We start from the raw sequence: 25834 nt of genomic DNA, 5'->3' as shown, positions 1-25834 counted from the left end.
CCCACACAGATTGTCTGATAAATTGTTAAAGAGCAGTGAGTTAGGCGCTTTCGCTTGCTAACTCGAGGTGGCGTATATTACGCTTTCCTCTTTCAGAGTCAACCCTAATTTTCAGGATTTTTTCTCTTTCTTCCCGGCCGCCGTGTGAAGTGAATCACTTGCGCCGTGTCGATGGAGGCGCATTATAGGGATCCGAGTTTTTTGCACAACCCCTTTTTTGATCTTTTCTTTCTGTTTGCACACTTTTCAGCCCTTCCGGGTGGATCTTGTGCGATCAGGGCCATTTTCCGCAGGATCCTGCGCGGCGACTGGTTGTAATTCCATCGCCAGGGTCTAGTATTGCCGGTAAATATGATCCCGACGTGAGGCAAGCACCATGTCCGATGCAGTACGTTCTTATCTTCAATACACACCCAAACTCGGTCAACGCGTCTTGATCGATCCTTCCAGCGTGGTGATCGGCGACGTCGATCTGGCGGATGACGTCAGCATCTGGCCGTTGGTCGCCATCCGGGGCGACGTCAATGCGGTAAAGATCGGCGCGCGCAGCAATATTCAGGACGGCAGCGTACTGCATGTGACTCATCGCTCCGAACATAACCCCGACGGTTATCCCCTGTTAATTGGCGAAGACGTTACCGTGGGCCATAAAGCGATGCTGCACGGCTGCGCCATCGGCAACCGGGTGCTGGTCGGGATGGGATCGATCCTGTTGGACGGCGTAGTTGTAGAAGACGACGTGATGATTGGCGCCGGCAGTTTGGTGGCGCCGGGCAAACGCCTGGCCAGCGGCTATCTTTATATGGGTAGCCCGGCACGCCAGGTTCGACCGTTGACCGCCGCCGAGTTGGAAGGATTGCTTTATTCTTCGAACAACTATGTACGCTGGAAAGATGAGTACCTGTCGGAAGACATCTGACGGGAACCCCGTTCTCTATAAATAAGACATCTGACGGGAACCCCGTTCTCTATAAATAAAGAGAACGGGGCAGGATTTATGCCGCCAGTTCGCTGCGCAACTGGCGCAATACCGGCTCGATCTGTGGCATCACTCCATGCCAAAGCAGGAAAGCATGCGCCGCCTGCCCCACCAGCATGCCCAACCCATCGGCATATTCCGTTGCCCCCTGCTGCTGCGCCCAGGCCAGGAATGGCGTAGTGCCCTGCTGATAGAACATGTCATAGCAACGAGTGTGCGCATTAACTACGCCCGCCGGCAACGCCGGGATCTCTCCGCTGATGCCGGACGCCGTCGCATTGATCACCAGTTCGAACGCTTGCTGATCCAATTGATCCATCGGCGCCGCCGAGATCTCCCCCAGATGCCGAAAAGCGTCTGCCAACGCCTGGGCTCGGCTGAAGGTGCGGTTGGTGATCGTTAGCCGACAGCCGAAAGACAGCAGCGGCAGGATCACGCCGCGCGCTGCGCCGCCGGCGCCCATCAGCAGGATGCGATCCTGCGGCCGGATCAATTGCTGACGCTGTAGATCGGTCAGCAACCCGATGCCGTCGGTGTTATCCCCCAACAGCTCGCCATTCGGCAATACCTTCAGGGTGTTGACCGCACCGGCCATCGCTGCGCGCTCGCTCAGCTCAGAAGCGGCCGAATAAGCACGCTCCTTGAAGGGCACCGTGACGTTCGCCCCCAGCCCTCCGGCGCGGATAAACGCCTGCAGGCTGGTTTCAAAACCGTCTAACGGCGCCAACACCGTCCCATAAGGATGCTCAATGCCGGTCTGGGCAGCAAACAGCGCATGAATTCGCGGCGACTTGCTGTGGCCGATAGGGTTGCCAAATACCGCAAACTTCTCCATGCCCATTACCTCTAGCCCTGACGGATCTGTTCACCGGTCAGAACGTCTCTGATTTCGGAAGGATTAAGACGGCCACCCACCTTGCCGCGCAATACCGGGAAAGCTTCGCCGAACTGCCGCGTAACCTCATCCGCACTGCGGCATGGCTCCAGCCCACTGAGATTGGCGCTGGTCGACACCAGCGGCTTGCCATACTGCCGGCACAACTGCTGCACCAACGGATGATCGCTGACGCGCACCGCCAGCGAGCTGAAGCGTCCGGTCAGCAAACGCGGCGTCTCCGGCCGAGCGGGCAAAACCCAGGTTACCGGCCCAGGCCAGCTGGCAAACATCGTCGTGCGCTGCTGTTCGCTGAGCGCACTGTCGTCGATATAAGGCTTAAGCTGTGCATAGTCGGCGGCGATCAAAATCAGCCCCTTTTCCCACGGCCGCTGTTTCAGCGCCAGCAATGCATTGACCGCCTGCTCGCTGTCGGGATCGCAACCCAGGCCGAATACGGCTTCTGTGGGATACGCAATCACCTGCTGTTGATGCAAAGCATCGATGATAGATAAAAAGTTCGGGCTTAATTCTGAGTTCATGATGTGATTATTCTGTAGTCGCGACGGGTTTTCCGCACAGCTTGCTGGCACAGCACAGGACGGGGCCTTTTGCCGTGCGCTTTTCCATCAGCAGCGGATAATGGCAATAGGCGCACTCACCGGCGACAGGTTTAACATTGAGGGCAAACTGGCATTCCGGGTAACGATCGCAGGAATGAAAAACTTTTCCGTAACGCGACTTGCGCTGCAGCAGTTTGCCTTGGCCGCACTGCGGACAGGTAATGGCGGTTTCGTCAGGCTTATCGATCACTTCAGTGTGATCGCACTGCGGATAATCGCTGCAGCCGATAAACATGCCATAGCGCCCCTGGCGCAGCACCAACGTCGCCTGACATTTCGGGCACTGTTGCCCATCCAAGACCTTAACGATATGTCCATCGGCCTGCGCTTTCAGCGGCCGAATATATTGGCATTCAGGGTACTGGGAACAGCCGAGGAAGGGGCCGTGGCGACCGCTACGGATCACCAGTTCGGCCCCGCATTCCGGACAGGGTTCATTTTGCCTGGCGGCAAAAATCGCGTTTTTTGTCATAACGTCTTCTATGCGCGTTATCGGCTCAATGCAGATAACCTTCGTTCACTTCAAACAACAGTTCTTCCATTTGCTGATAGGCGCTTTCATATCCGGGGATATTAAACAGCACCATCAACACGACCCATTTCAGATCTTCGAGATCGAATTCCGCATTATCCAAAGCCATAACGCGGTCGATAACCATTTCACGGGTTTCGAGGTTCAATACCTGAATCTGTTCCAGGAACAGGAGAAAACCACGGCAGCCGGCGTCCAGACGTGCACCTTCTTCTTCGGTGTAGATCCGCATTGCCAGCGGATCGGCATCCATAAAGTAAGGGGCATTTTGACCCTCTTGCAGGTCAGCCAACTTCTCAAGCCAATTCAACGCGTTGTAGATATCATCCCGATGAAACCCCGCCTGAGCGAGATCATCGGTCAGTTGATCCTGATCGACGCGCATCTCTGGTTCATTGTGGATATAAGTTTCAAACAAGTACATGAGTACGTCGAACATGGCTTGCCCTCCTTATTCGGACATAGCCGCCGGGTACAGCTGCGATCCACCCTGCTAACTCCAGCTCGAGTAACTTGATTACCACCACTGGCACAGGTTGGCCGGCACGTTCAGCGACGACGTCAACAGGTGTCACCTCATCTCCTACGTTAGCCAACACATCGCCAAATGGCAATTCAACTTCAGCCTGCGACGCACAAATAGTTGTATTTTCGTTCAGTGACAGCCATTGAAGGCCGCTTCCCAGCAATTCGGCGATATCTTTCGGCCCGGTGACCAGATGCGCGCCCTGCTGGATTAACCAATGCGTCCCCTCACTCATCGGGTTTCCTAATGGCCCAGGCAAGGCGAACACCTCACGCCCCTGCTCCAACGCGTAGCGAGCCGTCACCAGGGTACCGCTGCGCAGCGAAGCTTCTATGACCAGAACCCCCAGGCTGAGCCCGCTGATAATGCGATTACGGCGTGGGAAATGGTCGGCCAGAGGCAAATCGGTGACTAAATGATCTGAAATAACGGCGCCGCCCTGCTCGACTATCTGCTCCGCGAGCCGGCGGTGCCGGCGCGGATAGATATTGCCCAGCCCGCTGCCCAACACCGCAATCGTGCAGCCATCGGCCGCCAGCGCCGCACGATGGCAAATGCCGTCGATGCCGATCGCCAAACCGCTGGTGATGGTGAAACCGCAACGCGCCAACTCCTCGGCGAAATGGTTCGCCCAACGCTCGCCGTAATGGCTGAACTGCCGGCTGCCGACCATAGCGAGCTGAGGTTGCAGCAGCACCCGAGGATCGCCCTCGATCAGCAGAAACAGCGGCGCGTCGTCGATCTGAGCCAGGCTTTCAGGATAGCCGGGCGCCCCATAGTTCAGCATACGGTGCGCCGGCTCCTCCAGCCAACGCAGGGTGGCCGCCAGATAGACAGGATCCACTCGGTTGAACTGTGCCTGCTGCCGTTCGTTCAATCCCAGCTCATGCAACACGCGGCGAGGCTCGCCACTCATTTGCGATAACTGTCGCACGAGCCGACTGGCCACGCCGGTCTGTAGCCCCGTGACTCCCCGCATCCGTAAAGCGATCTCTTCCGGCCGCATCGTCTGTTCCCTCAGCAAAAACGGTGGTATTGCCAATCTGAGCAATTGGTGCGCAATGCTGTCAATCAGGTCGGGAAATGTCTAGAATAGAGGTTAAACCTCGTTCATTACTCGGATACAGATCTAAAGATATATGTCAGTCTTGCAGGTATTACATTTCCCAGACGAGCGTCTGCGCAAAGTCGCAGCGCCGGTAAAAGAAGTCAATGCAGATATCCAGCGCATCGTGGATGATATGTTTGAAACCATGTACGCAGAGGAAGGCATTGGCTTGGCTGCGACTCAGGTGGATATCCATCAGCGCATTATCGTGATCGACGTCTCCGAGAATCGCGATCAGCGCCTGGTGCTGATCAACCCGGAGCTGCTGGAAAAGAGCGGCGAAACCGGCATCGAGGAAGGCTGTCTTTCCATTCCCGAGCAGCGTGCGCTGGTGCCGCGCGCCGCGCAGGTGAAGATCCGCGCGCTGGATCGCGAAGGCAAACCTTTCGAGCTGGAAGCGGACGATCTGCTGGCGATCTGCATCCAGCACGAGATGGATCACCTGATGGGTAAACTGTTCGTCGATTACCTGTCGCCGCTCAAGCGTCAGCGCATTCGTCAGAAACTGGAAAAAATGGCCAAGCTTCAAGCCCGCGCCTAACCGATCAGGAAATCAACGTGTCTGACTCTTTACGGATTATTTTCGCCGGAACACCAGACTTCGCAGCGCGTCATCTTGACGCGCTGTTGTCATCTGAGCACCAGATTGTCGGCGTATTCACTCAACCCGACCGTCCGGCAGGCCGCGGCAACAAGCTAACGCCCAGCCCGGTCAAAATGCTGGCCGAACAACACCAATTGCCGGTATTTCAGCCTAAATCGCTGCGCCCCGAAGAGAACCAGCGTCTGGTGGCGGATCTCAACGCCGACGTGATGGTGGTGGTTGCCTACGGGTTGATTCTGCCGCAAGCGGTGCTGGATATGCCGCGTCTTGGCTGCATCAACGTACATGGTTCGCTGCTGCCTCGCTGGCGCGGCGCGGCGCCGATCCAGCGTTCGCTCTGGGCCGGTGACAGCGAAACCGGCGTGACCATCATGCAGATGGATGTCGGTCTCGATACCGGTGACATGATGCACAAGATCGCTTGCCCGATTGAGAGCAGCGATACCAGCGCCAGCCTCTACGACAAGCTGGCGCAGCTCGGCCCGCAGGGCATGTTGACGACGCTGCGCCAAATGGCCGACGGCAGCGCCACCCGTGAAGTGCAGGACGAGTCGCAGGTCACCTACGCCGAGAAGCTGAGCAAAGAAGAAGCTCGCCTGGATTGGACACTGTCCGCCGCACAGCTGGAGCGTTGCATCCGCGCCTTCAACCCTTGGCCGATAAGCTACTTCACCATCGATGAGCAACCGGTGAAAGTGTGGCAGGCCAGCGTAATGGCGGAAAGCGCCAACGCGGAGCCGGGCACCGTTGTCCATGCCGACAAGCACGGCATTCAGGTGGCGACCGCCGACGGTATCCTCAATCTGATCCAACTGCAGCCCGCCGGCAAGAAACCGATGTCGGCGCAAGACCTTTTAAATTCACGTCGTGAATGGTTTACCCCGGGTAACCGGCTGTAAGTCACCCCACTGCCCGGCCGTTCATCGCCGGGCCGTTATTTTCTTAATGCCGATCGTTATCAGCTTCAGCCTATGAAAAATAATTACAATCTCCGCAGCATCGCTGCCAAAGCCATCGGCCAGGTGCTGGATCAAGGGCAGTCACTGAGTACTGTTCTGCCGGCGCTGCAAACCTCCATCAGCGATAAAGACCGCGGGTTGCTGCAGGAACTGTGCTTCGGCACGTTACGCGTACTGCCGCAGCTCGAATGGTGCATTCAGCAATTAATGGCCAAACCGCTGACCGGCAAGCAACGTACACTTCACTATTTGCTGATGGTCGGCTTGTATCAGCTGCTGTATACCCGTATCCCGGCGCACGCCGTACTCGCAGAAACCGTGGAAGGTGCGGTGGCGCTGAAACGCCCACAGTTAAAAGGTTTGATTAACGGCGTCTTGCGGCAATTCCAGCGCCAGCAGGAAGAACTTCTGCAGCGCGCCGCCAACAATGACAGCCGCTACCTGCACCCGAGCTGGTTGCTGAAACGCATCCAACAGGCTTATCCCGCCAACTGGCAACAGATCGTCGACGCCAATAACCAGAAGCCGCCGATGTGGCTGCGCGTCAACCGCCTGCATCACACCCGTGAGGCTTACCTGCAGCTGCTGACCGACGCCGGCATCGCCGCGGAGCCTCATGCAGACTATGCCGACGCCGTGCGGTTGCTGGCACCTTGCGCCGTGACCGATCTGCCAGGGTTCGCCGACGGCTGGGTCACCGTGCAAGATGCCTCAGCCCAAGGCTGTGTTGATCTGCTGGATCCACAAGACGGTGAACAGATCCTCGATTTGTGCGCCGCGCCCGGCGGCAAAACCACGCATATTCTGGAAGCGGCGCCGAAAGCACAGGTTATGGCCGTCGATATCGACGAACAGCGTCTGGCGCGGGTGAAAGAAAACCTGCAGCGTCTGCGTTTGCACGCAGAGGTTAAACTGGGCGATGGCCGCACACCGCAGCAATGGTGCGGTGACAAGCAGTTCGACCGTATCCTGCTGGACGCGCCTTGTTCGGCCACCGGCGTGATCCGCCGTCATCCCGACATCAAATGGCTGCGCCGCGATCGCGACATCGCCGAACTCGCCGCCCTGCAGGCTGATATCCTGGAAGCCGTCTGGCCGCATCTGAAATCAGGCGGCGTGATGGTTTACGCAACCTGCTCTATTCTGCCGGATGAAAACAGTAGCCAGATCGCCGCGTTCTTGCAGCGCCATGCCGATGCCAAGCTGGTTGAAACCGGCGATGCGCAGCGGCCGGGACGGCAGAATATCCCGCATCCCGAGGACGGCGATGGCTTCTTTTACGCTAAGCTGATTAAAATGTAATTCTTCAGGGTGCCCACGCGCCCTAAGTCTTTCAGTGTGAAGCAGAGAACACGATGAAAATAATTATTCTTGGGGCCGGGCAGGTTGGCGGGACGCTGGCGGAAAACCTGGTAGGTGAAAACAACGATATCACCGTCGTCGATACCGACTCCGGCCGGTTGCGTCAGCTGCAGGATAAATTCGATCTGCGAGTGGTTCAGGGACATGGTTCTCACCCCCGGGTGCTGCGCGAAGCCGGCGCAGAAGATGCCGACATGCTGGTCGCCGTCACCAACTCCGACGAAACCAACATGATCGCCTGCCAGATCGCCTATTCTCTGTTTAATACCCCCAACCGTATCGCCCGTATCCGCGCGCCGGAATATATCCGCGAGTCGGAGAAACTGTTCCTGCCGGAAGCGGTGCCGATCGACCATCTGATTTCGCCGGAGCAGCTGGTCATCGACTATATCTACAAGCTGATTGAATACCCCGGCGCGCTGCAGGTGGTCAACTTCGCCGAAGGCAAGGTCAGCATCGCCGCGGTTAAAGCCTATTACGGCGGCCCGCTGGTCGGCAATGCGCTCTCTTCGATGCGCGAACACATGCCGCATATCGACACTCGCGTCGCCGCCATTTTCCGCCAGGATCGGCCGATTCGTCCGCAAGGCTCGACCATTATCGAAGCCGGTGATGAAGTGTTCTTCGTTGCCGCCTCACAGCACATTCGCGCGGTGATGAGCGAACTGCAACGGCTGGAAAAACCTTATAAGCGCATCATGATCGTCGGCGGCGGCAACGTCGGCGCCGGCCTGGCCGCCAAGCTGGAGAAAGACTATAACGTCAAACTCATTGAGCGCAATCAGCAACGTGCCGCCGAACTGGCCGAGCAGTTGCACGATACCATCGTGTTCTACGGCGATGCCTCCGACCAGGAACTGCTGGCCGAAGAGCACGTCGAGCAGGTGGATGTCTTCATCGCCATCACCAACGACGATGAGGCCAACATCATGTCGGCTATGCTGGCCAAGCGCATGGGCGCCAAGAAAGTGATGGTCCTGATCCAGCGGCGCGCCTATGTCGATCTGGTGCAAGGCAGTGTGATCGATATTGCCATTTCACCGCAGCAGGCAACCATCTCCGCGCTGCTTGGGCATGTGCGCAAAGCGGATATCGTCAGCGTCTCGTCACTGCGCCGCGGCGTAGCGGAGGCGATCGAAGCGATTGCCCACGGCGATGAAAGCACGTCCAAAGTGGTTGGCCGCATCGTTGAAGATATCAAGCTGCCACCGGGTACCACCATCGGCGCTATCGTTCGTGGCGACGACGTCATCATCGCTAACGGCAACAGCAAAATCGAACAGGGCGATCATGTCATCATGTTTATTACCGACAAGAAATTCGTGCCGGACGTTGAACGCCTGTTCCAACCGAGCCCGTTCTTCTTGTAGAACGAATTTATTTGGCGATGGTCTATAATCGCGTAGTTGTTCTCTGCCTTGAGAGGAGATAAAACTTCTCTCCTTTTGTGGCAAAGGGAAATTGCTTTGTTAAACTTGAGTTATTAATTCTGCAAGGGGTGCGTTCTATGAGTATGTTGAAAGAGTTTCGCGAATTTGCCATGCGCGGCAACGTGGTCGATCTCGCCGTCGGTGTGATTATCGGCGCCGCGTTCGGCAAGATTGTTTCATCCTTCGTCGCTGATATCATCATGCCTCCGCTGGGCTTACTGATCGGCGGTGTCGACTTTAAACAGTTCCATCTGGTATTACGTGAAGCTCAGGGCGCCGTACCGGCGGTGGTAATGAACTACGGTTCATTCATCCAAACCGTATTTGACTTCGTGATTGTCGCCTTCGCCATCTTCCTGGCGATTAAATTGATGAACAAAATGCGCCGCAAACAAGAAGAAGCTCCGGCAGCGCCGCCAGAACCTACTGCAGAAGAGAAACTGCTGACGGAAATCCGTGATTTGCTGAGCCATCAACAGCAGCCAAAACTGTAAGACAGCATTTGGTTATGCCAATAAAAAGCCACCGGATGAAGGTGGCTTTTTTAATGCCTTAAAACCAGAAGGCCAGTGGTAAATTATCGTTTGATAGTTTGCCACTGGCCTCCCAGTTACCGCCTTTGTTGTGTTTTTCTTTACGTCGATAGCTGCCTTTGCCTTTCACATTCTTTTCTACCCGCTGACGGAATAGCGGGTCATGCAGCAGCGCCTCAATGGCGTTATCTTGAATCTGGCCTTTGGTGTGACGATATTTCGTCATGATAATGCTCCTGTAAAATATGAGGGATAAAACGGGGCGATAATACTGCCGGCGATATAAAAATTAAAGTGCCGTCAGCAACCTTTTTTGCCTTTGTCATCGCTGGCGCCCTGTTCCAAAGCTTCCAGGATCGAACAGTAGTTGCTGGTATGGGCGGTACCGCAGCAGGCGTCGCTCAGCCGTTTCAACGATTCACGCATCCGGGTCAGCTCCGCCAACTTGCTTTCCACTTCGCTCAGGCGCGCATCAACGATAGACTTCGATTCCTGGCAGGTGTGATGTTCCGGATCGACCCGGATCGACAGCAGCTCGGCGATCGTTTCCAGAGTAAAGCCCAACTGCTTGGCATAGCGGATAAAACGCAGCCGCTGCAGATCCTGCTCGGTGTACAGCCGATAACCGCCTTCAGTACGGACAATGTGATCCATCATGCCCTGCTTTTCATAGTAACGCACGGTATCCGGCGTCACTTCGGCAAGCTTGGCCAACTGACCTATCTTGAACATTACTTCTCCTCTCGGGTGAGTTTACCGTCCAGCGCACGCTGATATTCGCCATGCAAGAAGTCCGTGCTCATTCCAGCGTGACGCAACCGATGTTCCAGCAGCGCCATGCGCTTGCTGAGATCGACATAGTCCGGATGCTCACTGTTGATCCCTTGCAGTAAGTGAGCAACGGTTAATGCCTCTTTGCGATCTTCCAGCGCCGGCGGCAGATAACCGGCATTTTTCAGCAGGCGGTAACCGGCGCGTAGCTCAGCAGGCACCGCGCTGTCATCGTCCAGCACGAGCGGTTGTCCCTGGCCGGGCAGATTGTCGAACTCGCCTTTATCCTGGGCATCAAGGATATGACGTTCCGCCCATTGGTCGAGCAACCCCATAACAGACAGCCTCAGTGAGCTTATTGAATGAGTCTAAGCATAACGGATAGGAGCGGGGATCTTAAGCTCGGCGGGGGAATTGAGCACATTTGGCTGGATTTGGACGTAAAAAAACCGGGCAAGCCCGGTTTTTTTACGCGTCTACAGATTACTCTGCAGTTGCTACTTCTGCTTGAGACTCAGCACGATCAACCAGCTCGATGTATGCCATCGGCGCGTTGTCGCCTGCGCGGAAGCCACACTTCAGAATGCGAGTGTAACCACCGGCACGGCTCGCGAAACGCGGGCCCAGCTCGTTAAACAGTTTTGCCACGATCTCGTTATCACGAGTACGGGCGAATGCCAGACGACGATTAGCTACGCTGTCGGTCTTGGCAAGAGTAATCAGCGGCTCAACAACGCGACGCAGCTCTTTTGCTTTTGGCAGGGTCGTCTTGATGATCTCATGACGAACCAAAGAGCCGGCCATGTTACGGAACATAGCCTGGCGATGGCTGCTGTTACGGTTCAGTTGACGACCACTCTTACGATGGCGCATGACCTTATCCTTCTCAGTAAAACCTTAACCTGTGATCCGGTTACTCGTCAGCAATGCTTGCCGGCGGCCAGTTTTCCAGGCGCATGCCCAGAGACAGACCACGTGAGGCCAGCACGTCTTTAATCTCGGTAAGAGATTTTTTACCCAGGTTTGGCGTTTTCAGCAACTCAACCTCGGTACGCTGTACCAGATCACCGATGTAGTGGATAGCTTCTGCCTTGAGGCAGTTAGCAGAGCGGACAGTCAATTCCAGATCGTCAACAGGGCGCAGCAAGATCGGATCGAATTCCGGTTTCTCTTCTTTAACTTCCGGCTGACGTACATCACGCAGGTCAACGAAAGCTTCAAGTTGTTCAGCCAGAATGGTGGCCGCACGGCGGATCGCCTCTTCAGGATCGATCGTGCCATTGGTCTCCATCTCGATGACCAGCTTATCCAAGTCAGTACGCTGTTCTACACGCGCAGCTTCAACATTGTAGGCGATACGCTCTACAGGGCTGTAGCAGGCGTCAACCAACAGACGACCGATTGGGCGCTCATCTTCTTCCGAATGAATTCGGGCAGAAGCCGGCACATAACCGCGACCGCGCTGAACTTTGATACGCATGCTGATAGCCGCGTTCTCATCAGTCAGGTGGCAGATCACGTGCTGAGGCTTGACGATTTCGACATCACCATCATGGGTGATGTCGGCAGCGGTCACAGGGCCAATGCCAGATTTATTCAGGGTAAGAATAACTTCGTCTTTGCCTTGAACTCTCACCGCCAGCCCTTTCAGGTTGAGCAGGATCTCCAGGATATCTTCCTGTACGCCTTCTTTGGTGCTGTACTCATGCAGTACACCATCAATCTCAACCTCGGTCACCGCGCAACCCGGCATAGATGAAAGCAGAATACGGCGCAGTGCGTTGCCAAGAGTATGGCCAAAGCCACGCTCTAAAGGCTCAAGGGTCACCTTGGCGTGCGTCGAACTGACTTGCTCGATATCTACCAGGCGCGGTTTTAGAAACTCTGTCACAGAACCCTGCATTGTGTCCTCTCTTTGGTACTAAGCTTTACTTGGAGTAAAGCTCGACGATCAGGTGTTCGTTAATGTCCGCAGACAGATCGGTACGTTCAGGCATACGCTTGAACACGCCTTCCATCTTAGCAGCATCAACTTCCAGCCAAGTCGGCTTTTCACGCTGCTCAGCCAGCTCCAGAGAAGCTTTAACACGAGACTGCTTTTTAGCTTTCTCGCGGATGCTGACTACGTCATTCGGAGATACCTGATAAGAAGCGATGTTAACAACGCGACCGTTTACCATAACTGCTTTGTGGCTAACCAGCTGACGTGACTCTGCACGAGTAGCGCCGAAGCCCATACGGTAAACAACGTTGTCCAGACGACCTTCCAGCAGCTGCAACAGGTTTTCACCGGTGTTGCCCTTCAGGCGGGTTGCTTCTTTGTAATAGTTACGGAATTGACGCTCCAGAATGCCGTACATACGGCGAACTTTCTGCTTCTCACGCAACTGAACACCGTAATCAGACAGACGCGGTTTACGCGCACCGTGCTGACCAGGTGCTTGTTCAATTTTACACTTGGAATCGATCGCGCGAACGCCAGACTTAAGGAACAGGTCTGTGCCCTCACGACGGCTCAGCTTGAGCTTAGGACCCAAATATCTTGCCATTTTCTTTCTCCAACAATCCTAAAAGCTGCGTTACACGCGGCGCTTTTTCGGCGGACGACAACCGTTATGAGGGATCGGAGTCACATCAGTAATATTAGTGATGCGGAAACCAGCCGCGTTCAGAGCGCGGATAGTAGACTCACGACCAGGACCAGGTCCTTTAACCATAACTTCCAGGTTCTTGATACCGTATTCTTTTACTGCGTCAGCACAACGTTCTGCTGCAACCTGTGCTGCGAACGGAGTGGACTTACGAGAACCACGGAAACCGGAACCACCGGCTGTTGCCCAACCCAAAGCATTACCCTGACGATCAGTGATGGTAACGATGGTGTTGTTGAAAGAAGCATGGATATGAGCCACGCCGTCAGAGACTTGCTTTCTTACACGCTTACGTGTACGAACAGGTGCCTTTGCCATTATTCAATAACCCCGATTATTTCTTGATCGGCTTGCGCGGACCCTTACGGGTACGAGCGTTGGTCTTGGTGCGCTGACCGCGTACCGGCAGACCACGACGATGACGCAAACCACGATAGCAACCAAGGTCCATAAGACGCTTGATGCTCAGGGTAATTTCACGACGCAAATCACCCTCAACGGTGTATTTGGCAACTGCATCACGAAGCTTTTCGATTTGCTCTTCAGACAGCTCACTGATCTTAACATTTTCAGCAATACCCGTGGATGCACAGATAGCCTGTGAACGGGTTTTACCGATACCGAAGATCGACGTTAAGGCGATAACGGTATGTTTATGATCAGGAATGTTAATGCCTGCTATACGGGCCACTATGCACTCCTACTATTTTATACAGCAACACCATTCTGAAAAGCCCGTTTTCAGGATACTCAAATAATGTTGCAGTGCGACATACAAAAGATTGGCTGGCTAATCTAGCCAGCTCAACCCAACTTTGCAAGAAAAATATGCGAGATAATCAGCCTTGACGCTGTTTATGCTTCGGCTCGGCGCTGCAAATCACACGAACGACACCGTTACGCTTAACGATTTTGCAGTTACGACATAATTTCTTGACGGAAGCACGAACTTTCATTTTTACTCTCCGTAACTTCTCAAACGAATCTGACTAGCGGTTATAGCCTTTCAGATTTGCTTTCTTCAATGCAGACTCGTACTGACTTGACATCATCAGAGTTTGCACTTGAGCCATAAAGTCCATGATGACGACAACCACGATCAGTAGCGAGGTACCACCAAAGTAGAATGGTACTTTCATTGCATCACGCATGAACTCCGGGATCAGGCAGATGAAAGTAATGTACATCGCGCCCACCAGGGTTAAACGCGTCATTACTTTATCGATATACTTCGCCGTTTGCTCTCCCGGACGAATTCCTGGTACGAAGGCACCGGACTTCTTCAGGTTATCTGCTGTCTCACGCGGGTTGAACACCAACGCCGTGTAGAAGAAACAGAAGAAGATGATTGCAGACGCATAGAGTAACACATAAAGCGGTTGCCCTGGCTGCAAATACAGCGAAATCGTAGTCAGCCAGTTCCAACCGGTACCGCCCCCAAACCATGATGCAATCGTGGCCGGGAACAGAATAATGCTGGAAGCGAAAATCGCCGGGATAACACCCGCCATGTTCACTTTCAACGGTAAGTGTGTACTCTGTGCTGCATAAACACGACGACCTTGTTGACGCTTCGCATAGTTAACGACGATACGACGTTGACCACGCTCGATGAAAACAACGAAGAAGGTTACTGCAAACACCAATACTGCAACCAACAGCAGCAGGAGGAAGTGCAGGTCGCCTTGCCGCGCTTGCTCGATAGTATGGGCCACTGCCGGCGGGAGCCCCGCTACAATACCCGCGAAGATAATGATCGAGATACCGTTGCCGATACCGCGCTCAGTAATCTGCTCACCCAGCCACATCAGGAACATTGTCCCGGTGACCAAGCTCACAACCGCAGTAAAGTAGAATGCAAAGCCTGGGTTTAACACCAGGCCCTGCATACCAGGCATATTCGGCAGACCGGTAGCAATACCGATCGACTGGAATATGGCCAATACCAGCGTACCGTAACGGGTGTACTGACTAATCTTGCGACGGCCAGCCTCCCCTTCTTTCTTGATTTCCGCCAACGCCGGATGAACCACCGTCAGCAGCTGGATAATGATCGACGCCGAAATATACGGCATGATCCCCAGAGCAAAGATAGAAGCACGGCTGAGGGCACCACCAGAGAACATGTTAAACATTTCAATGATAGTGCCTCTCTGCTGCTCAAGCAATTTGGCAAGCACAGTGGCATCGATACCAGGAATCGGAATGAAAGAGCCGATGCGGAAGACAATCAGCGCGCCGATGACAAACAAAAGTCTGCGCTTCAGCTCGCCGAGCCCGCCTTTAGCACTTTGAAAATCTAATCCTGGTTGCTTAGCCATCTGCTACTTATTCCTCAATTTTACCGCCAGCAGCCTCGATAGCAGCACGAGCGCCTTTGGTGACACGCAGACCACGCAGGGTTACCGGACGAGCGACTTCGCCAGAAAGTACAACTTTCGCGAATTCGATCTGGACACCAACTACGTTAGCGGCTTTCAGCGCGTTCAGGTCGATAACATCGCCTTCAACCAGAGCCAGTTCAGACAGACGAACTTCTGCCGTGATCATCGCTTTGCGTGAAGTGAAGCCGAATTTCGGCAGACGACGGTACAGAGGCATCTGACCACCTTCGAAACCACGACGTACGCCACCGCCAGAACGAGACTTCTGACCTTTGTGACCACGGCCGCCGGTTTTACCCAGGCCAGAACCAATACCACGACCTACACGCTTAGGCGCATGCTTGGCACCTTCAGCCGGAGACAGAGTATTTAAACGCATCTGTTACTCCTCAACTTTAACCATGTAGGAAACCAGGTTGACCATACCGCGAACAGCAGGAGTATCCTCGCGCTCTACGGTGTGACCAATACGACGCAGACCCAGACCGAGCAGAGTAGCTTTATGCTTCGGCAGACGGCCAATTGAGCTGCGAGTTTGTGTAACTTTAATAGTCTTAGCCATGGTCAATTACCCCAGAATGTCGGCAACGGATTTACCACGCTTAGCAGCGACCATTTCAGGAGACTTCATATTCGCCAGAGCGTCGATAGTTGCACGAACCACGTTGATCGGGTTGGTGGAACCATAAGCTTTAGCCAATACGTTGTGCACCCCAGCAACTTCGAGAACGGCGCGCATTGCACCGCCCGCGATGATACCGGTACCTTCATGAGCAGGCTGCATGAACACGCGAGAACCCGTGTGAGCGCCCTTAACAGGGTGCTGCAGGGTGCCGCTGTTCAGCGCGACGTTCATCATGTTGCGACGGGCTTTTTCCATCGCTTTCTGGATCGCTGCTGGAACTTCGCGTGCTTTGCCGTAGCCAAAACCAACGCGACCGTTACCATCACCAACTACAGTCAGTGCGGTAAAGCTGAAAATACGGCCACCTTTTACGGTTTTAGATACGCGGTTTACCGCGATCAGCTTTTCCTGCAGTTCGCCAGCTTGTTTTTCGATGTGAGCCATCTTAAACCTCTTCCTTAGAACTGAAGGCCAGCTTCACGGGCAGCATCTGCCAGTGCCTGGACTCGACCATGATATTGGAAACCGGAACGGTCAAAGGATACTTTCGCAATCCCTTTTTCCAACGCGCGCTCAGCCAGAGCTTTACCTACGGCTGCTGCTGCGTCTTTGTTACCGGAATACTTCAGTTGCTCCGCGATAGCTTTTTCTAAAGTAGAAGCGGCTACCAGTACTTCAGAACCGTTTGGAGCAATCACCTGTGCGTAAATGTGACGCGGGGTACGATGTACCACCAGGCGGGTTGCACCCAGCTCTTGGAGCTTGCGGCGTGCGCGGGTCGCACGACGGATACGAGCAGATTTCTTATCCATAGTGTTACCTTACTTCTTCTTAGCCTCTTTGGTACGCACGACTTCGTCGGCGTAACGAACACCCTTGCCTTTGTAAGGCTCAGGACGACGGTAAGCGCGCAGATCTGCTGCTACCTGGCCAATTACCTGCTTATCAGCGCCTTTCAGCACGATTTCAGTTTGGCTTGGGCATTCAGCAGTGATACCTGCCGGCAGCTGGTGATCGATAGGGTGAGAGAAGCCCAGGGCCAAATTCACCACGTTGCCTTTAACGGCAGCACGATAACCAACACCTACCAGTTGAAGCTTCTTGGTGAAGCCTTCGGTAACACCAACAACCATTGCGTTCAGCAGAGCGCGCGTGGTACCCGCTTGGGCCCATGCGTTAGCAAAACCTTCGCGCGGAGCGAAAGTCAGTGCGTTAGCTTCTTGCTTCACTTCAACGGCGTCGTGGATAGTACGAGTCAACTCGCCGTTTTTACCCTTAATCGAAATAACCTGACCGTTGAGTTTTACCTCTACGCCGGCAGGAATGACGACGGGTGCTTTTGCAACACGAGACATTCTTTCCTCCCGAATTAAGCTACGTAGCAGATAATCTCGCCACCAAGACCAGCCTGGCGAGCTGCACGATCGGTCATAACACCTTTAGAGGTAGAAACAACAGCGATACCCAAACCGGCCATAACTTTTGGCAGCTCATCTTTTTTCTTGTAGATGCGCAGACCTGGACGGCTGATACGTTGAATGCTTTCTACCACAGCTTTGCCCTGGAAGTACTTCAGTACCAGTTCCAGAACAGGCTTGGCGTCGCCTTCGATTTTGAAATCTTCAATAAAACCTTCTTCCTTCAGCACGTTGGCAATTGCCACTTTCAGCTTGGAGGAAGGCATGGTGACCGCAACTTTGTTCGCGGCTTGACCGTTACGGATACGGGTCAGCATATCCGCGATCGGATCTTGCATGCTCATCTGTCTTTACTCCCGTGATTCAATTGGTAATTACCAGCTAGCCTTTTTCAAGCCTGGTACTTCACCGCGCATAGCGGCTTCACGAAGCTTAATACGGCTCAACCCGAATTTGCCCACATAACCATGTGGACGGCCAGTTTGGCGGCAGCGTTTACGCTGACGAGACGGGCTGGAATCACGCGGCAGAGTTTGCAGCTTGAGAACGGCATTCCAACGATCTTCATCGGATGCGTTCACATCAGAGATAATAGCTTTCAGTTCAGCGCGTTTTGCAAAGAACTTGTCAGCTAATTTCACGCGCTTGACTTCGCGTGCTTTCATTGATTGCTTAGCCATCAGTAACCCTGCCTTACTTGCGGAACGGGAAGTTAAAAGCAGCCAGCAGCGCGCGGCCTTCATCATCAGATTTCGCAGTAGTGGTAATGGTAATATCCAAACCACGAACGCGATCGACTTTGTCGTAGTCGATTTCTGGGAAGATGATTTGCTCACGCACGCCCATGCTGTAGTTGCCACGGCCATCGAATGACTTGGCGGACAGGCCACGGAAGTCACGGATACGTGGAACAGCAATGGAGATCAGACGCTCAAAGAACTCCCACATGCGTTCGCCACGCAGAGTTACTTTACAGCCGATCGGATAGCCCTGACGGATTTTGAAGCCTGCAACGGATTTGCGGGCTTTGGTGATCAACGGTTTTTGACCGGAGATAGCTGCCAGGTCCGCTGCTGCGTTATCCAGCAGTTTCTTGTCAGCAATCGCTTCACCAACACCCATGTTCAGGGTGATCTTCTCGACCCGAGGGACTTGCATGACAGAGTTGTAATCAAACTGAGACATCAGTTGTTTGACTACCTCGTCTTTGTAGTAATCATGCAGTTTCGCCATCGTATTACTCCAAATTACTTGATAGTTTCGCTGTTAGATTTGAAGAAACGGACTTTTTTGCCGTCTTCGAATCTAAAGCCTACACGGTCAGCCTTGCCGGTAGCCGCGTTGAAGATAGCAATGTTAGAAACCTGAATTGCAGCTTCTTTCTCAACAATGCCGCCTGGTTGGTTCAGAGCCGGAACCGGCTTCTGGTGTTTCTTAACCAGGTTGATGCCTTCAACAATGACCTTGCCAGCAGACAGGACATTTTTTACTTTACCGCGCTTACCTTTGTCTTTCCCGGTAATCACGATAACTTCGTCATCACGACGGATCTTCGCTGCCATGTTCGCTCCTTAGAGTACTTCTGGTGCCAGAGAGATAATTTTCATGAACTTCTCATTACGCAGTTCACGAGTTACCGGCCCAAAAATACGCGTACCGATTGGCTGCTCGCTGTTATTGTTCAAAATAACGCATGCATTGCCATCGAAGCGAATGACAGAACCGTCCGGGCGACGTACACCCTTCTTGGTGCGCACCACTACCGCCTTCAGAACATCGCCTTTCTTCACCTTACCGCGAGGAATTGCTTCCTTGATGGTAATTTTGATGATGTCGCCGACGCCTGCGTAGCGACGGTGCGAGCCACCTAGAACCTTGATACACATTACGCGACGTGCACCGGAGTTGTCGGCGACGTTCAGCATAGTCTGTTCTTGGATCATTTTAGTGCTCCGCTAATGTCAACTACTACTTTAAAGACCCAAGTAAAAATTAGGCCGTTGAAAAGCCCCATAACCGAGGGCGCAGCATTATAACACCGCTTACTTGGTATGGGTAGAAAAAATAAACGGCTCATTTTCTGAGCCGTTTATTAAGTGAGAGCCAGCTACTCTATTACAGAATCGCTTTCTCTACAACGCGAACCAACGTCCAGGACTTGGTCTTGGACAGTGGGCGGCATTCGCGGATTTCAACCACGTCGCCGGTACCACATTCGTTGTTCTCGTCATGTACGTGCAGCTTGGTCGTACGTTTGATGAATTTCCCGTAGATTGGGTGCTTCACAGTACGCTCGATAGCAACAACGATGGATTTCTCCATTTTATCGCTAACAACACGACCCTGCAGGGTACGGATAACTTCAGTCATTTACACACCCGCCTTTTGAGTCAGTAAAGTCTTAACGCGTGCGACGTCACGACGCACTTGTTTCAACAGGTGAGTTTGTTGCAGCTGGCCACTGGCCGCCTGCATGCGCAAGTTGAATTGCTCACGCAGCAGGTTGAGCAGCTCGGCATTCAGCTCTTCAACGCTTTTTTCACGCAGCTCTTGTGCTTTCATTACATCACCGTCTTAGTTACAAAGGTGGTTTTGATCGGCAGTTTCGCTGCTGCCAGTTTGAATGCCTCGCGGGCAACCTCTTCTGGCACGCCGTCCATTTCGTACAGGACCTTACCAGGCTGGATCAGGGCAACCCAATACTCCACGTTACCCTTACCTTTACCCATACGCACTTCCAGCGGCTTCTCGGTGATCGGTTTGTCCGGGAATACACGGATCCAGATCTTGCCTTGACGCTTAACTGCACGAGTCATTGCACGACGAGCTGCTTCGATTTGACGAGCAGTCAGACGGCCACGGCCAACAGCTTTCAGACCGAAAGTGCCGAAGCTAACATCCGTACCTTGCGCCAGACCACGGTTGCGGCCCTTGTGCACCTTACGGAATTTTGTACGCTTTGGTTGTAACATCAGCGACTCTCCTTACTTGCGGCCTTTACGCTGCTGCTTTTTAGGTTGAGCAGCCGGTTCCGGTTGTTCAACTGCAGCCATACCACCCAGGATCTCACCTTTGAAGATCCATACCTTAACGCCGATTACACCATAAGTGGTGTGCGCTTCAGATGTGTTGTAGTCGATGTCCGCACGCAGAGTGTGCAATGGAACACGACCTTCGCGGTACCATTCGGTACGTGCGATTTCAGCGCCGCCAAGACGGCCGCTTACTTCAACTTTGATACCTTTAGCGCCAAGACGCATTGCGTTCTGTACTGCACGCTTCATAGCACGACGGAACATAACGCGACGTTCCAGCTGAGAAGTGATGCTGTCAGCAACCAATTTAGCGTCGAGTTCCGGTTTACGGACTTCGGCGATGTTGATCTGTGCAGGAACGCCAGCGATGTCCGCTACGACCTTGCGCAGTTTTTCGACGTCTTCACCTTTCTTGCCGATAACGATGCCTGGGCGAGCAGTGTGAATGGTCACACGGATGCTCTTCGCAGGACGCTCGATAACGATGCGAGAAACGGAAGCTTTCGACAGTTCCTTAGTCAGGAATTGACGAACTTTAAAGTCGCTGTCCAGGTTGTCAGCGAATTCTTTGGTATTCGCATACCAAGTAGAGTTCCAAGGTTTGACAATACCCAGGCGAATACCATTAGGATGTACTTTCTGACCCATTGCTAGTCTCCAGAGTCTCAGCGATCGGACACAACCACAGTAATGTGGCTGGTGCGCTTCAGGATGCGATCTGCACGACCTTTTGCACGCGGCATAATGCGCTTCATGCTTGGGCCTTCGTCTACGAAGATTTTCGTAACTTTCAGATCATCGATGTCAGCGCCATCGTTGTGTTCTGCGTTAGCAATGGCAGACTCCAGCACTTTCTTAACCAGACCAGCAGCTTTCTTGTTGGTGTAGGTCAGAGTTTCCAGAGCTTGCGACACTTTCTTACCGCGAATCAGGTCAGCAACAAGGCGAACCTTCTGAGCAGAAGAACGAGCGTGGCGATGTTTAGCGATAGTTTCCATCTCTTCCTCCTACCTTAGCGCTTTTTAGCTTTTTTATCAGCCGCATGGCCGCGATAAGTACGAGTCGGCGCGAATTCACCCAGTTTGTGACCGACCATTTCATCGGAAACGAACACTGGTACGTGCTGACGACCATTATGGACAGCGATGGTCAAACCGATCATGTTAGGAAAGATCGTTGAACGACGGGACCAAGTGCGCAAAGGCTTCTTGTCACCGCTTTCCACCGCTTTCTCTACCTTCTTCAGCAAGTGCAGGTCAATAAAAGGACCTTTCTTGAGAGAACGTGGCATGGCTTATCCTCTAATTATTTTTTGCTACGGCGACGTACGATGAACTTATCAGTACGCTTGTTGCTACGGGTCTTCTTACCTTTGGTCTGAACGCCCCACGGAGTTACCGGGTGCTTACCAAAGTTACGACCTTCACCACCACCGTGCGGGTGATCTACCGGGTTCATCGCCGTACCGCGAACGGTAGGACGAACACCACGCCAACGTGCAGCACCTGCTTTACCCAGAACGCGAAGCATGTGTTCAGCGTTACCGACTTCACCCAGGGTGGCGCGGCAATCAGCTGGAACTTTACGCATTTCGCCGGAGCGCAGACGCAGAGTTACGTAGGAACCATCACGAGCAACGATCTGAACGTAGGCACCAGCGGAGCGAGCCATCTGGCCGCCTTTGCCTGGTTTCATTTCTACGTTGTGAACCGTTGAACCAACTGGAATGTTGCGCATCGGCAGGGTGTTACCCGCTTTGATTGCAGCATCAACGCCAGATTGAATCTGGTCACCAGCTTTCAGGCCTTTCGGCGCCAGGATGTAACGGCGTTCGCCGTCTTTGTACAGAACCAGCGCGATGTTCGCGGAACGGTTCGGATCGTACTCCAGACGCTCAACCACAGCAGGGATACCGTCTTTGTTGCGCTTGAAGTCAACCAGACGATAATGTTGCTTGTGGCCACCACCGATATGACGGGTGGTGATACGGCCATTGTTGTTACGACCACCGCTTTTGCTCAGTTTTTCCAGCAGCGGGGCATAAGGTTTACCCTTGTGCAGCTCAGGGTTAACCACTTTAACAACGTGGCGACGACCCGGAGATGTAGGTTTACATTTAACAATTGCCATTGTTCTTACTCCTCCGACTTACTCTGCGCCGCCGATGAAGTCCAGATTCTGGCCTTCTTTCAGGGTGACGTAAGCTTTTTTCCAGTCGCTACGACGACCAACACGCTGACCGTGACGTTTCACTTTCCCTTTAACAACCAGGGTGTTCACGTCTTCGACTTCGACTTCAAACAGTTTCTGCACTGCAGCTTTGATTTCTGCTTTGGTCGCGTCTTTGGCAACTTTGAGAACGATGGTGTTGCTTTTTTCCATCGCAGCGGATGCTTTTTCAGATACGTGCGGTGCACGCAGCACTTTCAGCAAACGTTCTTCACGGATCATGCCAGCATCTCCTCAACTTGCTTCACAGCATCAGCAGTCATAACCACTTTGTCGAAGGCGATCAGGCTAACCGGATCGATACCTGCTACATCGCGCACGTCAACCTTGTACAGGTTGCGAGCTGCCAGGAACAGATTCTCATCCAGTTCACCGGTCACGATCAGCACGTCTTCCAGAGCCATATCTTTCAGTTTCTGTGCCAGCAGCTTAGTTTTAGGCGCTTCTACAGAGAACTTCTCGACAACGATCAGACGATCTTGACGTACCAGTTCGGACAGGATGCTTTTCAGCGCGCCGCGGTACATCTTTTTGTTTACTTTCTGACTGTGGTCCTGCGGCTTAGCAGCAAAGGTCACGCCGCCTGAACGCCAGATCGGGCTCTTTACAGAACCTGAACGCGCACGGCCGGTGCCTTTCTGACGCCATGGCTTTTTGCCGGAACCAGTTACTTCAGCACGGGTCTTCTGAGCACGGGTACCTTGACGGGCACCTGCTGCATAAGCAACAACAACCTGGTGTACCAGCGCTTCGTTGAAATCACGACCGAAGGTAGTTTCGGAAACAGTCAGCGCGCTTTGCGCGTCTTTCAATACTAATTCCATTGCTATCCCCTTACGCCTTCACAGCTGGTTTAACGATCAGGTTGCCACCGGTTGCGCCCGGTACAGCACCCTTAACCAGCAGCAGGTTGCGCTCAGCGTCAACACGTACTACGTCCAGGCTCTGAACGGTTACGCGCTCATCACCCAGGTGGCCAGCCATTTTCTTGCCTTTGAACACTTTGCCCGGAGTCTGGTTCTGACCGATAGAACCCGGAACGCGGTGAGACAAGGAGTTACCGTGGGTAGCGTCTTGGGTACGGAAGTTCCAGCGCTTAACAGTGCCAGCAAAACCTTTACCTTTAGAAGTACCGGTAACATCGACTTTTTTAACGTCAGCGAAGATTTCTACGCTAATTTCCTGACCTGCAGCGAATTCTTGACCTTCTTCCAGGCGGAATTCCCACAGACCACGGCCAGCTTCAACGCCAGCTTTAGCGAAATGGCCCGCTTCCGGCTTGGTTACACGGTTAGCTTTTTTGCTACCAGTGGTAACCTGAACGGCACGGTAACCGTCGGTGTCCAGGCTTTTAACCTGAGTCACGCGGTTCGCTTCAATTTCAATTACGGTTACTGGGATAGAAACGCCATCTTCAGTGAAGATACGGGTCATACCCACTTTTTTACCGACTAAACCAATCATTGTTTCAACCTCTCAATCGCTCAATGACCTGATTAACCCAGGCTGATCTGCACGTCTACACCGGCAGCCAGATCCAGACGCATCAGAGCATCAACGGTTTTCTCGGTTGGCTCAACGATGTCAACCAGACGCTTGTGAGTGCGAATCTCGTACTGATCGCGCGCGTCTTTGTTGACGTGCGGAGAGATCAGAACGGTAAAGCGCTCTTTGCGAGTTGGCAGCGGGATCGGACCACGGACTTGCGCACCAGTGCGCTTTGCAGTCTCGACGATTTCCGCGGTTGATTGATCGATCAGACGATGATCAAACGCTTTCAGGCGGATACGGATTCTTTGGTTCTGCATGAGACCAGAGCTCCAATTATTTATAAACGTAAATAATTACTCCTCACACCCATTTCGATTGATGGGGGAGTGTAATCGTCAACATATAACCCCCATATCGGGAGTATTGTTCGAAAGGCAAAAAAGGCCTGCCAATCGACTGATTCGCTAAAATCAGGCTTACCAAGATTAGGTAAGCCCGCGCATTATACGCAAAATGGCCCAGGAAGCAAGCCGCAGTTGGAAATATGCTCAGGAAATCGTCATTTTTGCGCGTTCAGTGGCAGTTGGCGTGTTAACACGGTAAACAGGGAATGAATTAGGCTTGGCGGGAACACTCTCCCCTGCCCCGCCGAGAAAACGGCCGCCGGCAGGAGAGACGATGACGAATGGACGGAAGGTTTACTCTTTGCGCTCTAAAATCTGAGCCTGGGCATAGTTCTGAATACCGAGACGGGCAATCAGATCCAGCTCCGTTTCCAGCCAGTCGATGTGCTCTTCTTCATCGGCCAGGATATCAATCATCAAATCGCGGCTAACGTAATCGTGGATCGAATCGGCATAGGCGATGCCTTCGCGCAGGTTCTTGGCGCCCGCCAGCTCCAGCGCCAGATCGGAACGCAGCATCTCTTCAATGTCTTCGCCGATGTTCAACTTGCCGAGATCTTGCAGATTCGGTATCCCTTCCAGGAACAGGATACGCTCGATGTAGCGATCGGCATGTTTCATTTCGTCGATCGACTCGTGATATTCCTTGTCGTTGAGGCGCATTAAGCCCCAATTCTTGAACATGCGGGCGTGCAGGAAATATTGATTGATGGCAACCAGCTCGTTGCCAAGCAGTTTATTGAGGTGAGCAATGATCTTTTTATCGCCTTTCATAGGTAACTCCTCCTGGCCAGTTCTAAAAGTGTAGAACCTGTAAGCCAAGAGTCAAAAATAACCTTACCCTTTGTTAGGCAACTTCATGCATTGGGATGATAGTTCCGCGTTCCTCCACCATAATCTGTCTTGCCTGACGAATGCACTTTCCACAATCGGTACCAATCGGCACAAGTTCACGCAGTTGCTTCATGGTATGGGGATTGTGCTGACGCACCGCATTACGGATCGCTTTGTCAGTCACCGCATTACACAGACATACATACATAGAGAGACTCACTTCTTAACCAATGCATTGAGTCTAAATAGGAATGGTTTTTATTTCAATTAAGATTTGTACAAATTGCATAAAAAAAGGGCACCGAAGTGCCCTTTTTTGTGTCGAAAAATTATTCGCGATTAAGCGATAACTTTAGCAACAACACCAGCGCCTACAGTACGGCCGCCTTCACGGATTGCGAAACGCAGACCGTCGTCCATCGCGATTGGGTGAATCAGGGTTACAACCATGTTCACGTTGTC

At 53.2% G+C, this 25834-nt stretch carries 44 protein-coding genes and 1 pseudogene; 6 read left to right on the top strand and 39 right to left on the bottom strand.

The features are described from left to right. Positions 1–376 precede the first annotated feature (376 nt). The gene (locus tag ACSBQS_RS24375) at positions 377–919 is read left to right on the top strand and encodes a gamma carbonic anhydrase family protein (RefSeq protein ID WP_004929699.1); all 543 of its coding nucleotides are present in this window, start codon (positions 377–379) and stop codon (positions 917–919) included. A 76-nt stretch (positions 920–995) separates the two neighbouring features. On the opposite strand, the gene aroE is transcribed toward ACSBQS_RS24375, so the two are convergent. The 5 genes from aroE to dprA are packed head-to-tail and all read right to left on the bottom strand — an operon-like array spanning position 996 to position 4540. Beyond that, on the bottom strand, positions 996–1814 hold the full coding sequence (gene aroE, locus ACSBQS_RS24370) for a shikimate dehydrogenase (protein WP_197667008.1): 819 nt from the start codon (positions 1812–1814) through the stop codon (positions 996–998). A gap of 11 nt (positions 1815–1825) precedes the next feature. Then, a complete protein-coding gene (tsaC, locus tag ACSBQS_RS24365) occupies positions 1826–2395 on the bottom strand; it encodes an L-threonylcarbamoyladenylate synthase type 1 TsaC (protein WP_434991375.1) in 570 nt (189 codons plus the stop codon). Between the two features lie 7 nt (positions 2396–2402). Then, a complete protein-coding gene (locus tag ACSBQS_RS24360) occupies positions 2403–2948 on the bottom strand; it encodes a DNA topoisomerase family protein (protein WP_019456195.1) in 546 nt (181 codons plus the stop codon). Positions 2949–2973: 25 nt separating this feature from the next. Further along, entirely contained in the window at positions 2974–3447 is a 474-nt protein-coding gene (smg, locus tag ACSBQS_RS24355; protein WP_025160381.1) for a DUF494 family protein Smg, read from the bottom strand. Next, entirely contained in the window at positions 3419–4540 is a 1122-nt protein-coding gene (gene dprA / locus ACSBQS_RS24350; RefSeq protein ID WP_147838472.1) for a DNA-protecting protein DprA, read from the bottom strand. Before dprA ends, smg begins: the two co-directional genes overlap by 29 nt. 133 nt (positions 4541–4673) lie before the next feature. Here dprA and def point away from each other — a divergent pair, with 133 nt between their 5' ends. From def to mscL, 5 genes are all read left to right on the top strand, one after another. Then, positions 4674–5183, top strand: coding sequence for a peptide deformylase (gene def, locus ACSBQS_RS24345; RefSeq protein WP_015379260.1), 510 nt, complete (start codon positions 4674–4676; stop codon positions 5181–5183). Between the two features lie 17 nt (positions 5184–5200). Continuing rightward, positions 5201–6145 carry a methionyl-tRNA formyltransferase gene (gene fmt, locus ACSBQS_RS24340; RefSeq protein WP_033645239.1) on the top strand — a complete coding sequence of 315 codons (945 nt, stop codon included), beginning with the start codon at positions 5201–5203 and terminating at the stop codon, positions 6143–6145. A gap of 72 nt (positions 6146–6217) precedes the next feature. Further along, positions 6218–7507, top strand: a complete 1290-nt coding sequence (rsmB, locus tag ACSBQS_RS24335; protein WP_033645240.1) for a 16S rRNA (cytosine(967)-C(5))-methyltransferase RsmB — start codon at positions 6218–6220, stop codon at positions 7505–7507. 53 nt (positions 7508–7560) lie between these two features. Next, the gene (gene trkA, locus ACSBQS_RS24330; protein ID WP_004929716.1) at positions 7561–8937 is read left to right on the top strand and encodes a Trk system potassium transporter TrkA; all 1377 of its coding nucleotides are present in this window, start codon (positions 7561–7563) and stop codon (positions 8935–8937) included. 137 nt (positions 8938–9074) lie between these two features. Continuing rightward, entirely contained in the window at positions 9075–9491 is a 417-nt protein-coding gene (mscL, locus tag ACSBQS_RS24325; protein ID WP_033645241.1) for a large-conductance mechanosensitive channel protein MscL, read from the top strand. A gap of 58 nt (positions 9492–9549) precedes the next feature. On the opposite strand, the gene ACSBQS_RS24320 is transcribed toward mscL, so the two are convergent. The 34 genes and pseudogenes from ACSBQS_RS24320 to tuf all read right to left on the bottom strand — a co-directional run. Continuing rightward, positions 9550–9756: an alternative ribosome-rescue factor A gene (locus tag ACSBQS_RS24320; RefSeq protein ID WP_004929720.1), complete on the bottom strand. Its 207-nt coding sequence runs from the start codon at positions 9754–9756 to the stop codon at positions 9550–9552. A 74-nt stretch (positions 9757–9830) separates the two neighbouring features. Continuing rightward, positions 9831–10262 (bottom strand): Zn(2+)-responsive transcriptional regulator, encoded by a 432-nt coding sequence (gene zntR, locus ACSBQS_RS24315; RefSeq protein WP_342165665.1) that lies wholly within the window; start codon positions 10260–10262, stop codon positions 9831–9833. After that, positions 10262–10636: a DUF1992 domain-containing protein gene (locus ACSBQS_RS24310; RefSeq protein ID WP_033645242.1), complete on the bottom strand. Its 375-nt coding sequence runs from the start codon at positions 10634–10636 to the stop codon at positions 10262–10264. The genes zntR and ACSBQS_RS24310 overlap by 1 nt, the downstream gene beginning before the upstream one ends. A gap of 148 nt (positions 10637–10784) precedes the next feature. Continuing rightward, positions 10785–11174: a 50S ribosomal protein L17 gene (rplQ, locus tag ACSBQS_RS24305; RefSeq protein WP_004929726.1), complete on the bottom strand. Its 390-nt coding sequence runs from the start codon at positions 11172–11174 to the stop codon at positions 10785–10787. Positions 11175–11214: 40 nt separating this feature from the next. Further along, complete coding sequence (locus ACSBQS_RS24300) at positions 11215–12204, bottom strand: DNA-directed RNA polymerase subunit alpha (protein ID WP_002919219.1); 990 nt, start codon at positions 12202–12204, stop codon at positions 11215–11217. A 25-nt stretch (positions 12205–12229) separates the two neighbouring features. Beyond that, positions 12230–12850, bottom strand: a complete 621-nt coding sequence (rpsD, locus tag ACSBQS_RS24295) for a 30S ribosomal protein S4 (RefSeq protein ID WP_004929729.1) — start codon at positions 12848–12850, stop codon at positions 12230–12232. 30 nt (positions 12851–12880) lie between these two features. After that, positions 12881–13270: a 30S ribosomal protein S11 gene (gene rpsK, locus ACSBQS_RS24290; RefSeq protein WP_004929731.1), complete on the bottom strand. Its 390-nt coding sequence runs from the start codon at positions 13268–13270 to the stop codon at positions 12881–12883. Positions 13271–13286: 16 nt separating this feature from the next. Further along, entirely contained in the window at positions 13287–13643 is a 357-nt protein-coding gene (rpsM, locus tag ACSBQS_RS24285; RefSeq protein ID WP_004929734.1) for a 30S ribosomal protein S13, read from the bottom strand. A 148-nt stretch (positions 13644–13791) separates the two neighbouring features. Continuing rightward, positions 13792–13908 (bottom strand): 50S ribosomal protein L36, encoded by a 117-nt coding sequence (rpmJ, locus tag ACSBQS_RS24280; protein ID WP_002227352.1) that lies wholly within the window; start codon positions 13906–13908, stop codon positions 13792–13794. A 33-nt stretch (positions 13909–13941) separates the two neighbouring features. Next, the gene (secY, locus tag ACSBQS_RS24275) at positions 13942–15273 is read right to left on the bottom strand and encodes a preprotein translocase subunit SecY (protein WP_004929740.1); all 1332 of its coding nucleotides are present in this window, start codon (positions 15271–15273) and stop codon (positions 13942–13944) included. Between the two features lie 7 nt (positions 15274–15280). After that, complete coding sequence (gene rplO, locus ACSBQS_RS24270; RefSeq protein WP_004929742.1) at positions 15281–15715, bottom strand: 50S ribosomal protein L15; 435 nt, start codon at positions 15713–15715, stop codon at positions 15281–15283. Between the two features lie 3 nt (positions 15716–15718). Beyond that, positions 15719–15898, bottom strand: coding sequence for a 50S ribosomal protein L30 (gene rpmD, locus ACSBQS_RS24265; RefSeq protein ID WP_048232028.1), 180 nt, complete (start codon positions 15896–15898; stop codon positions 15719–15721). Positions 15899–15904: 6 nt separating this feature from the next. Then, positions 15905–16405 (bottom strand): 30S ribosomal protein S5, encoded by a 501-nt coding sequence (gene rpsE / locus ACSBQS_RS24260; RefSeq protein WP_004929747.1) that lies wholly within the window; start codon positions 16403–16405, stop codon positions 15905–15907. Between the two features lie 14 nt (positions 16406–16419). Beyond that, complete coding sequence (gene rplR, locus ACSBQS_RS24255; protein ID WP_004929748.1) at positions 16420–16773, bottom strand: 50S ribosomal protein L18; 354 nt, start codon at positions 16771–16773, stop codon at positions 16420–16422. Between the two features lie 9 nt (positions 16774–16782). Next, on the bottom strand, positions 16783–17316 hold the full coding sequence (rplF, locus tag ACSBQS_RS24250) for a 50S ribosomal protein L6 (protein ID WP_004929751.1): 534 nt from the start codon (positions 17314–17316) through the stop codon (positions 16783–16785). Between the two features lie 14 nt (positions 17317–17330). Next, positions 17331–17723 (bottom strand): 30S ribosomal protein S8, encoded by a 393-nt coding sequence (gene rpsH / locus ACSBQS_RS24245; protein WP_004929753.1) that lies wholly within the window; start codon positions 17721–17723, stop codon positions 17331–17333. 30 nt (positions 17724–17753) lie between these two features. Next, a complete protein-coding gene (gene rpsN / locus ACSBQS_RS24240) occupies positions 17754–18059 on the bottom strand; it encodes a 30S ribosomal protein S14 (protein WP_004929754.1) in 306 nt (101 codons plus the stop codon). 13 nt (positions 18060–18072) lie between these two features. Continuing rightward, positions 18073–18612, bottom strand: coding sequence for a 50S ribosomal protein L5 (gene rplE / locus ACSBQS_RS24235; RefSeq protein WP_004929756.1), 540 nt, complete (start codon positions 18610–18612; stop codon positions 18073–18075). A gap of 14 nt (positions 18613–18626) precedes the next feature. Beyond that, positions 18627–18941 (bottom strand): 50S ribosomal protein L24, encoded by a 315-nt coding sequence (gene rplX / locus ACSBQS_RS24230; protein ID WP_004929758.1) that lies wholly within the window; start codon positions 18939–18941, stop codon positions 18627–18629. A 9-nt stretch (positions 18942–18950) separates the two neighbouring features. Then, complete coding sequence (rplN, locus tag ACSBQS_RS24225) at positions 18951–19322, bottom strand: 50S ribosomal protein L14 (protein WP_000613954.1); 372 nt, start codon at positions 19320–19322, stop codon at positions 18951–18953. A gap of 172 nt (positions 19323–19494) precedes the next feature. Beyond that, positions 19495–19749 carry a 30S ribosomal protein S17 gene (gene rpsQ, locus ACSBQS_RS24220; protein ID WP_004929760.1) on the bottom strand — a complete coding sequence of 85 codons (255 nt, stop codon included), beginning with the start codon at positions 19747–19749 and terminating at the stop codon, positions 19495–19497. Continuing rightward, positions 19750–19941 (bottom strand): 50S ribosomal protein L29, encoded by a 192-nt coding sequence (gene rpmC, locus ACSBQS_RS24215; protein WP_004929762.1) that lies wholly within the window; start codon positions 19939–19941, stop codon positions 19750–19752. It lies immediately after the preceding gene. Further along, complete coding sequence (rplP, locus tag ACSBQS_RS24210) at positions 19941–20351, bottom strand: 50S ribosomal protein L16 (protein ID WP_004929764.1); 411 nt, start codon at positions 20349–20351, stop codon at positions 19941–19943. Before rplP ends, rpmC begins: the two co-directional genes overlap by 1 nt. Before the next feature lie 12 nt (positions 20352–20363). After that, on the bottom strand, positions 20364–21062 hold the full coding sequence (gene rpsC, locus ACSBQS_RS24205) for a 30S ribosomal protein S3 (protein WP_004929766.1): 699 nt from the start codon (positions 21060–21062) through the stop codon (positions 20364–20366). Positions 21063–21079: 17 nt separating this feature from the next. Continuing rightward, entirely contained in the window at positions 21080–21412 is a 333-nt protein-coding gene (gene rplV, locus ACSBQS_RS24200) for a 50S ribosomal protein L22 (RefSeq protein ID WP_002223844.1), read from the bottom strand. 14 nt (positions 21413–21426) lie between these two features. Beyond that, a complete protein-coding gene (gene rpsS / locus ACSBQS_RS24195; RefSeq protein ID WP_004929772.1) occupies positions 21427–21705 on the bottom strand; it encodes a 30S ribosomal protein S19 in 279 nt (92 codons plus the stop codon). Positions 21706–21719: 14 nt separating this feature from the next. Then, positions 21720–22544 (bottom strand): 50S ribosomal protein L2, encoded by an 825-nt coding sequence (gene rplB / locus ACSBQS_RS24190; RefSeq protein WP_004929775.1) that lies wholly within the window; start codon positions 22542–22544, stop codon positions 21720–21722. An 18-nt stretch (positions 22545–22562) separates the two neighbouring features. Next, positions 22563–22865: a 50S ribosomal protein L23 gene (gene rplW, locus ACSBQS_RS24185; RefSeq protein ID WP_004951179.1), complete on the bottom strand. Its 303-nt coding sequence runs from the start codon at positions 22863–22865 to the stop codon at positions 22563–22565. Continuing rightward, positions 22862–23467, bottom strand: a complete 606-nt coding sequence (gene rplD, locus ACSBQS_RS24180) for a 50S ribosomal protein L4 (RefSeq protein WP_004929779.1) — start codon at positions 23465–23467, stop codon at positions 22862–22864. The genes rplW and rplD overlap by 4 nt, the downstream gene beginning before the upstream one ends. A gap of 10 nt (positions 23468–23477) precedes the next feature. Further along, positions 23478–24107, bottom strand: coding sequence for a 50S ribosomal protein L3 (rplC, locus tag ACSBQS_RS24175; RefSeq protein WP_015379265.1), 630 nt, complete (start codon positions 24105–24107; stop codon positions 23478–23480). Between the two features lie 32 nt (positions 24108–24139). After that, a complete protein-coding gene (rpsJ, locus tag ACSBQS_RS24170) occupies positions 24140–24451 on the bottom strand; it encodes a 30S ribosomal protein S10 (protein ID WP_001181005.1) in 312 nt (103 codons plus the stop codon). A gap of 381 nt (positions 24452–24832) precedes the next feature. Next, positions 24833–25312: a bacterioferritin gene (bfr, locus tag ACSBQS_RS24165; protein WP_004929784.1), complete on the bottom strand. Its 480-nt coding sequence runs from the start codon at positions 25310–25312 to the stop codon at positions 24833–24835. Between the two features lie 73 nt (positions 25313–25385). Continuing rightward, positions 25386–25580: a bacterioferritin-associated ferredoxin gene (gene bfd / locus ACSBQS_RS24160; RefSeq protein WP_015379266.1), complete on the bottom strand. Its 195-nt coding sequence runs from the start codon at positions 25578–25580 to the stop codon at positions 25386–25388. Positions 25581–25711: 131 nt separating this feature from the next. Beyond that, positions 25712–25834: pseudogene (gene tuf, locus ACSBQS_RS24155) on the bottom strand (elongation factor Tu); the annotation flags it as partial.

It is taken from the genome of Serratia sp. H402Y, from assembly GCF_051172415.1.
Lineage (GTDB): Bacteria > Pseudomonadota > Gammaproteobacteria > Enterobacterales > Enterobacteriaceae > Serratia > Serratia ureilytica.
The sequence above is the reverse complement of the archived record's forward strand: the minus strand, read 5'-3'. Positions and strand labels throughout refer to the sequence as shown.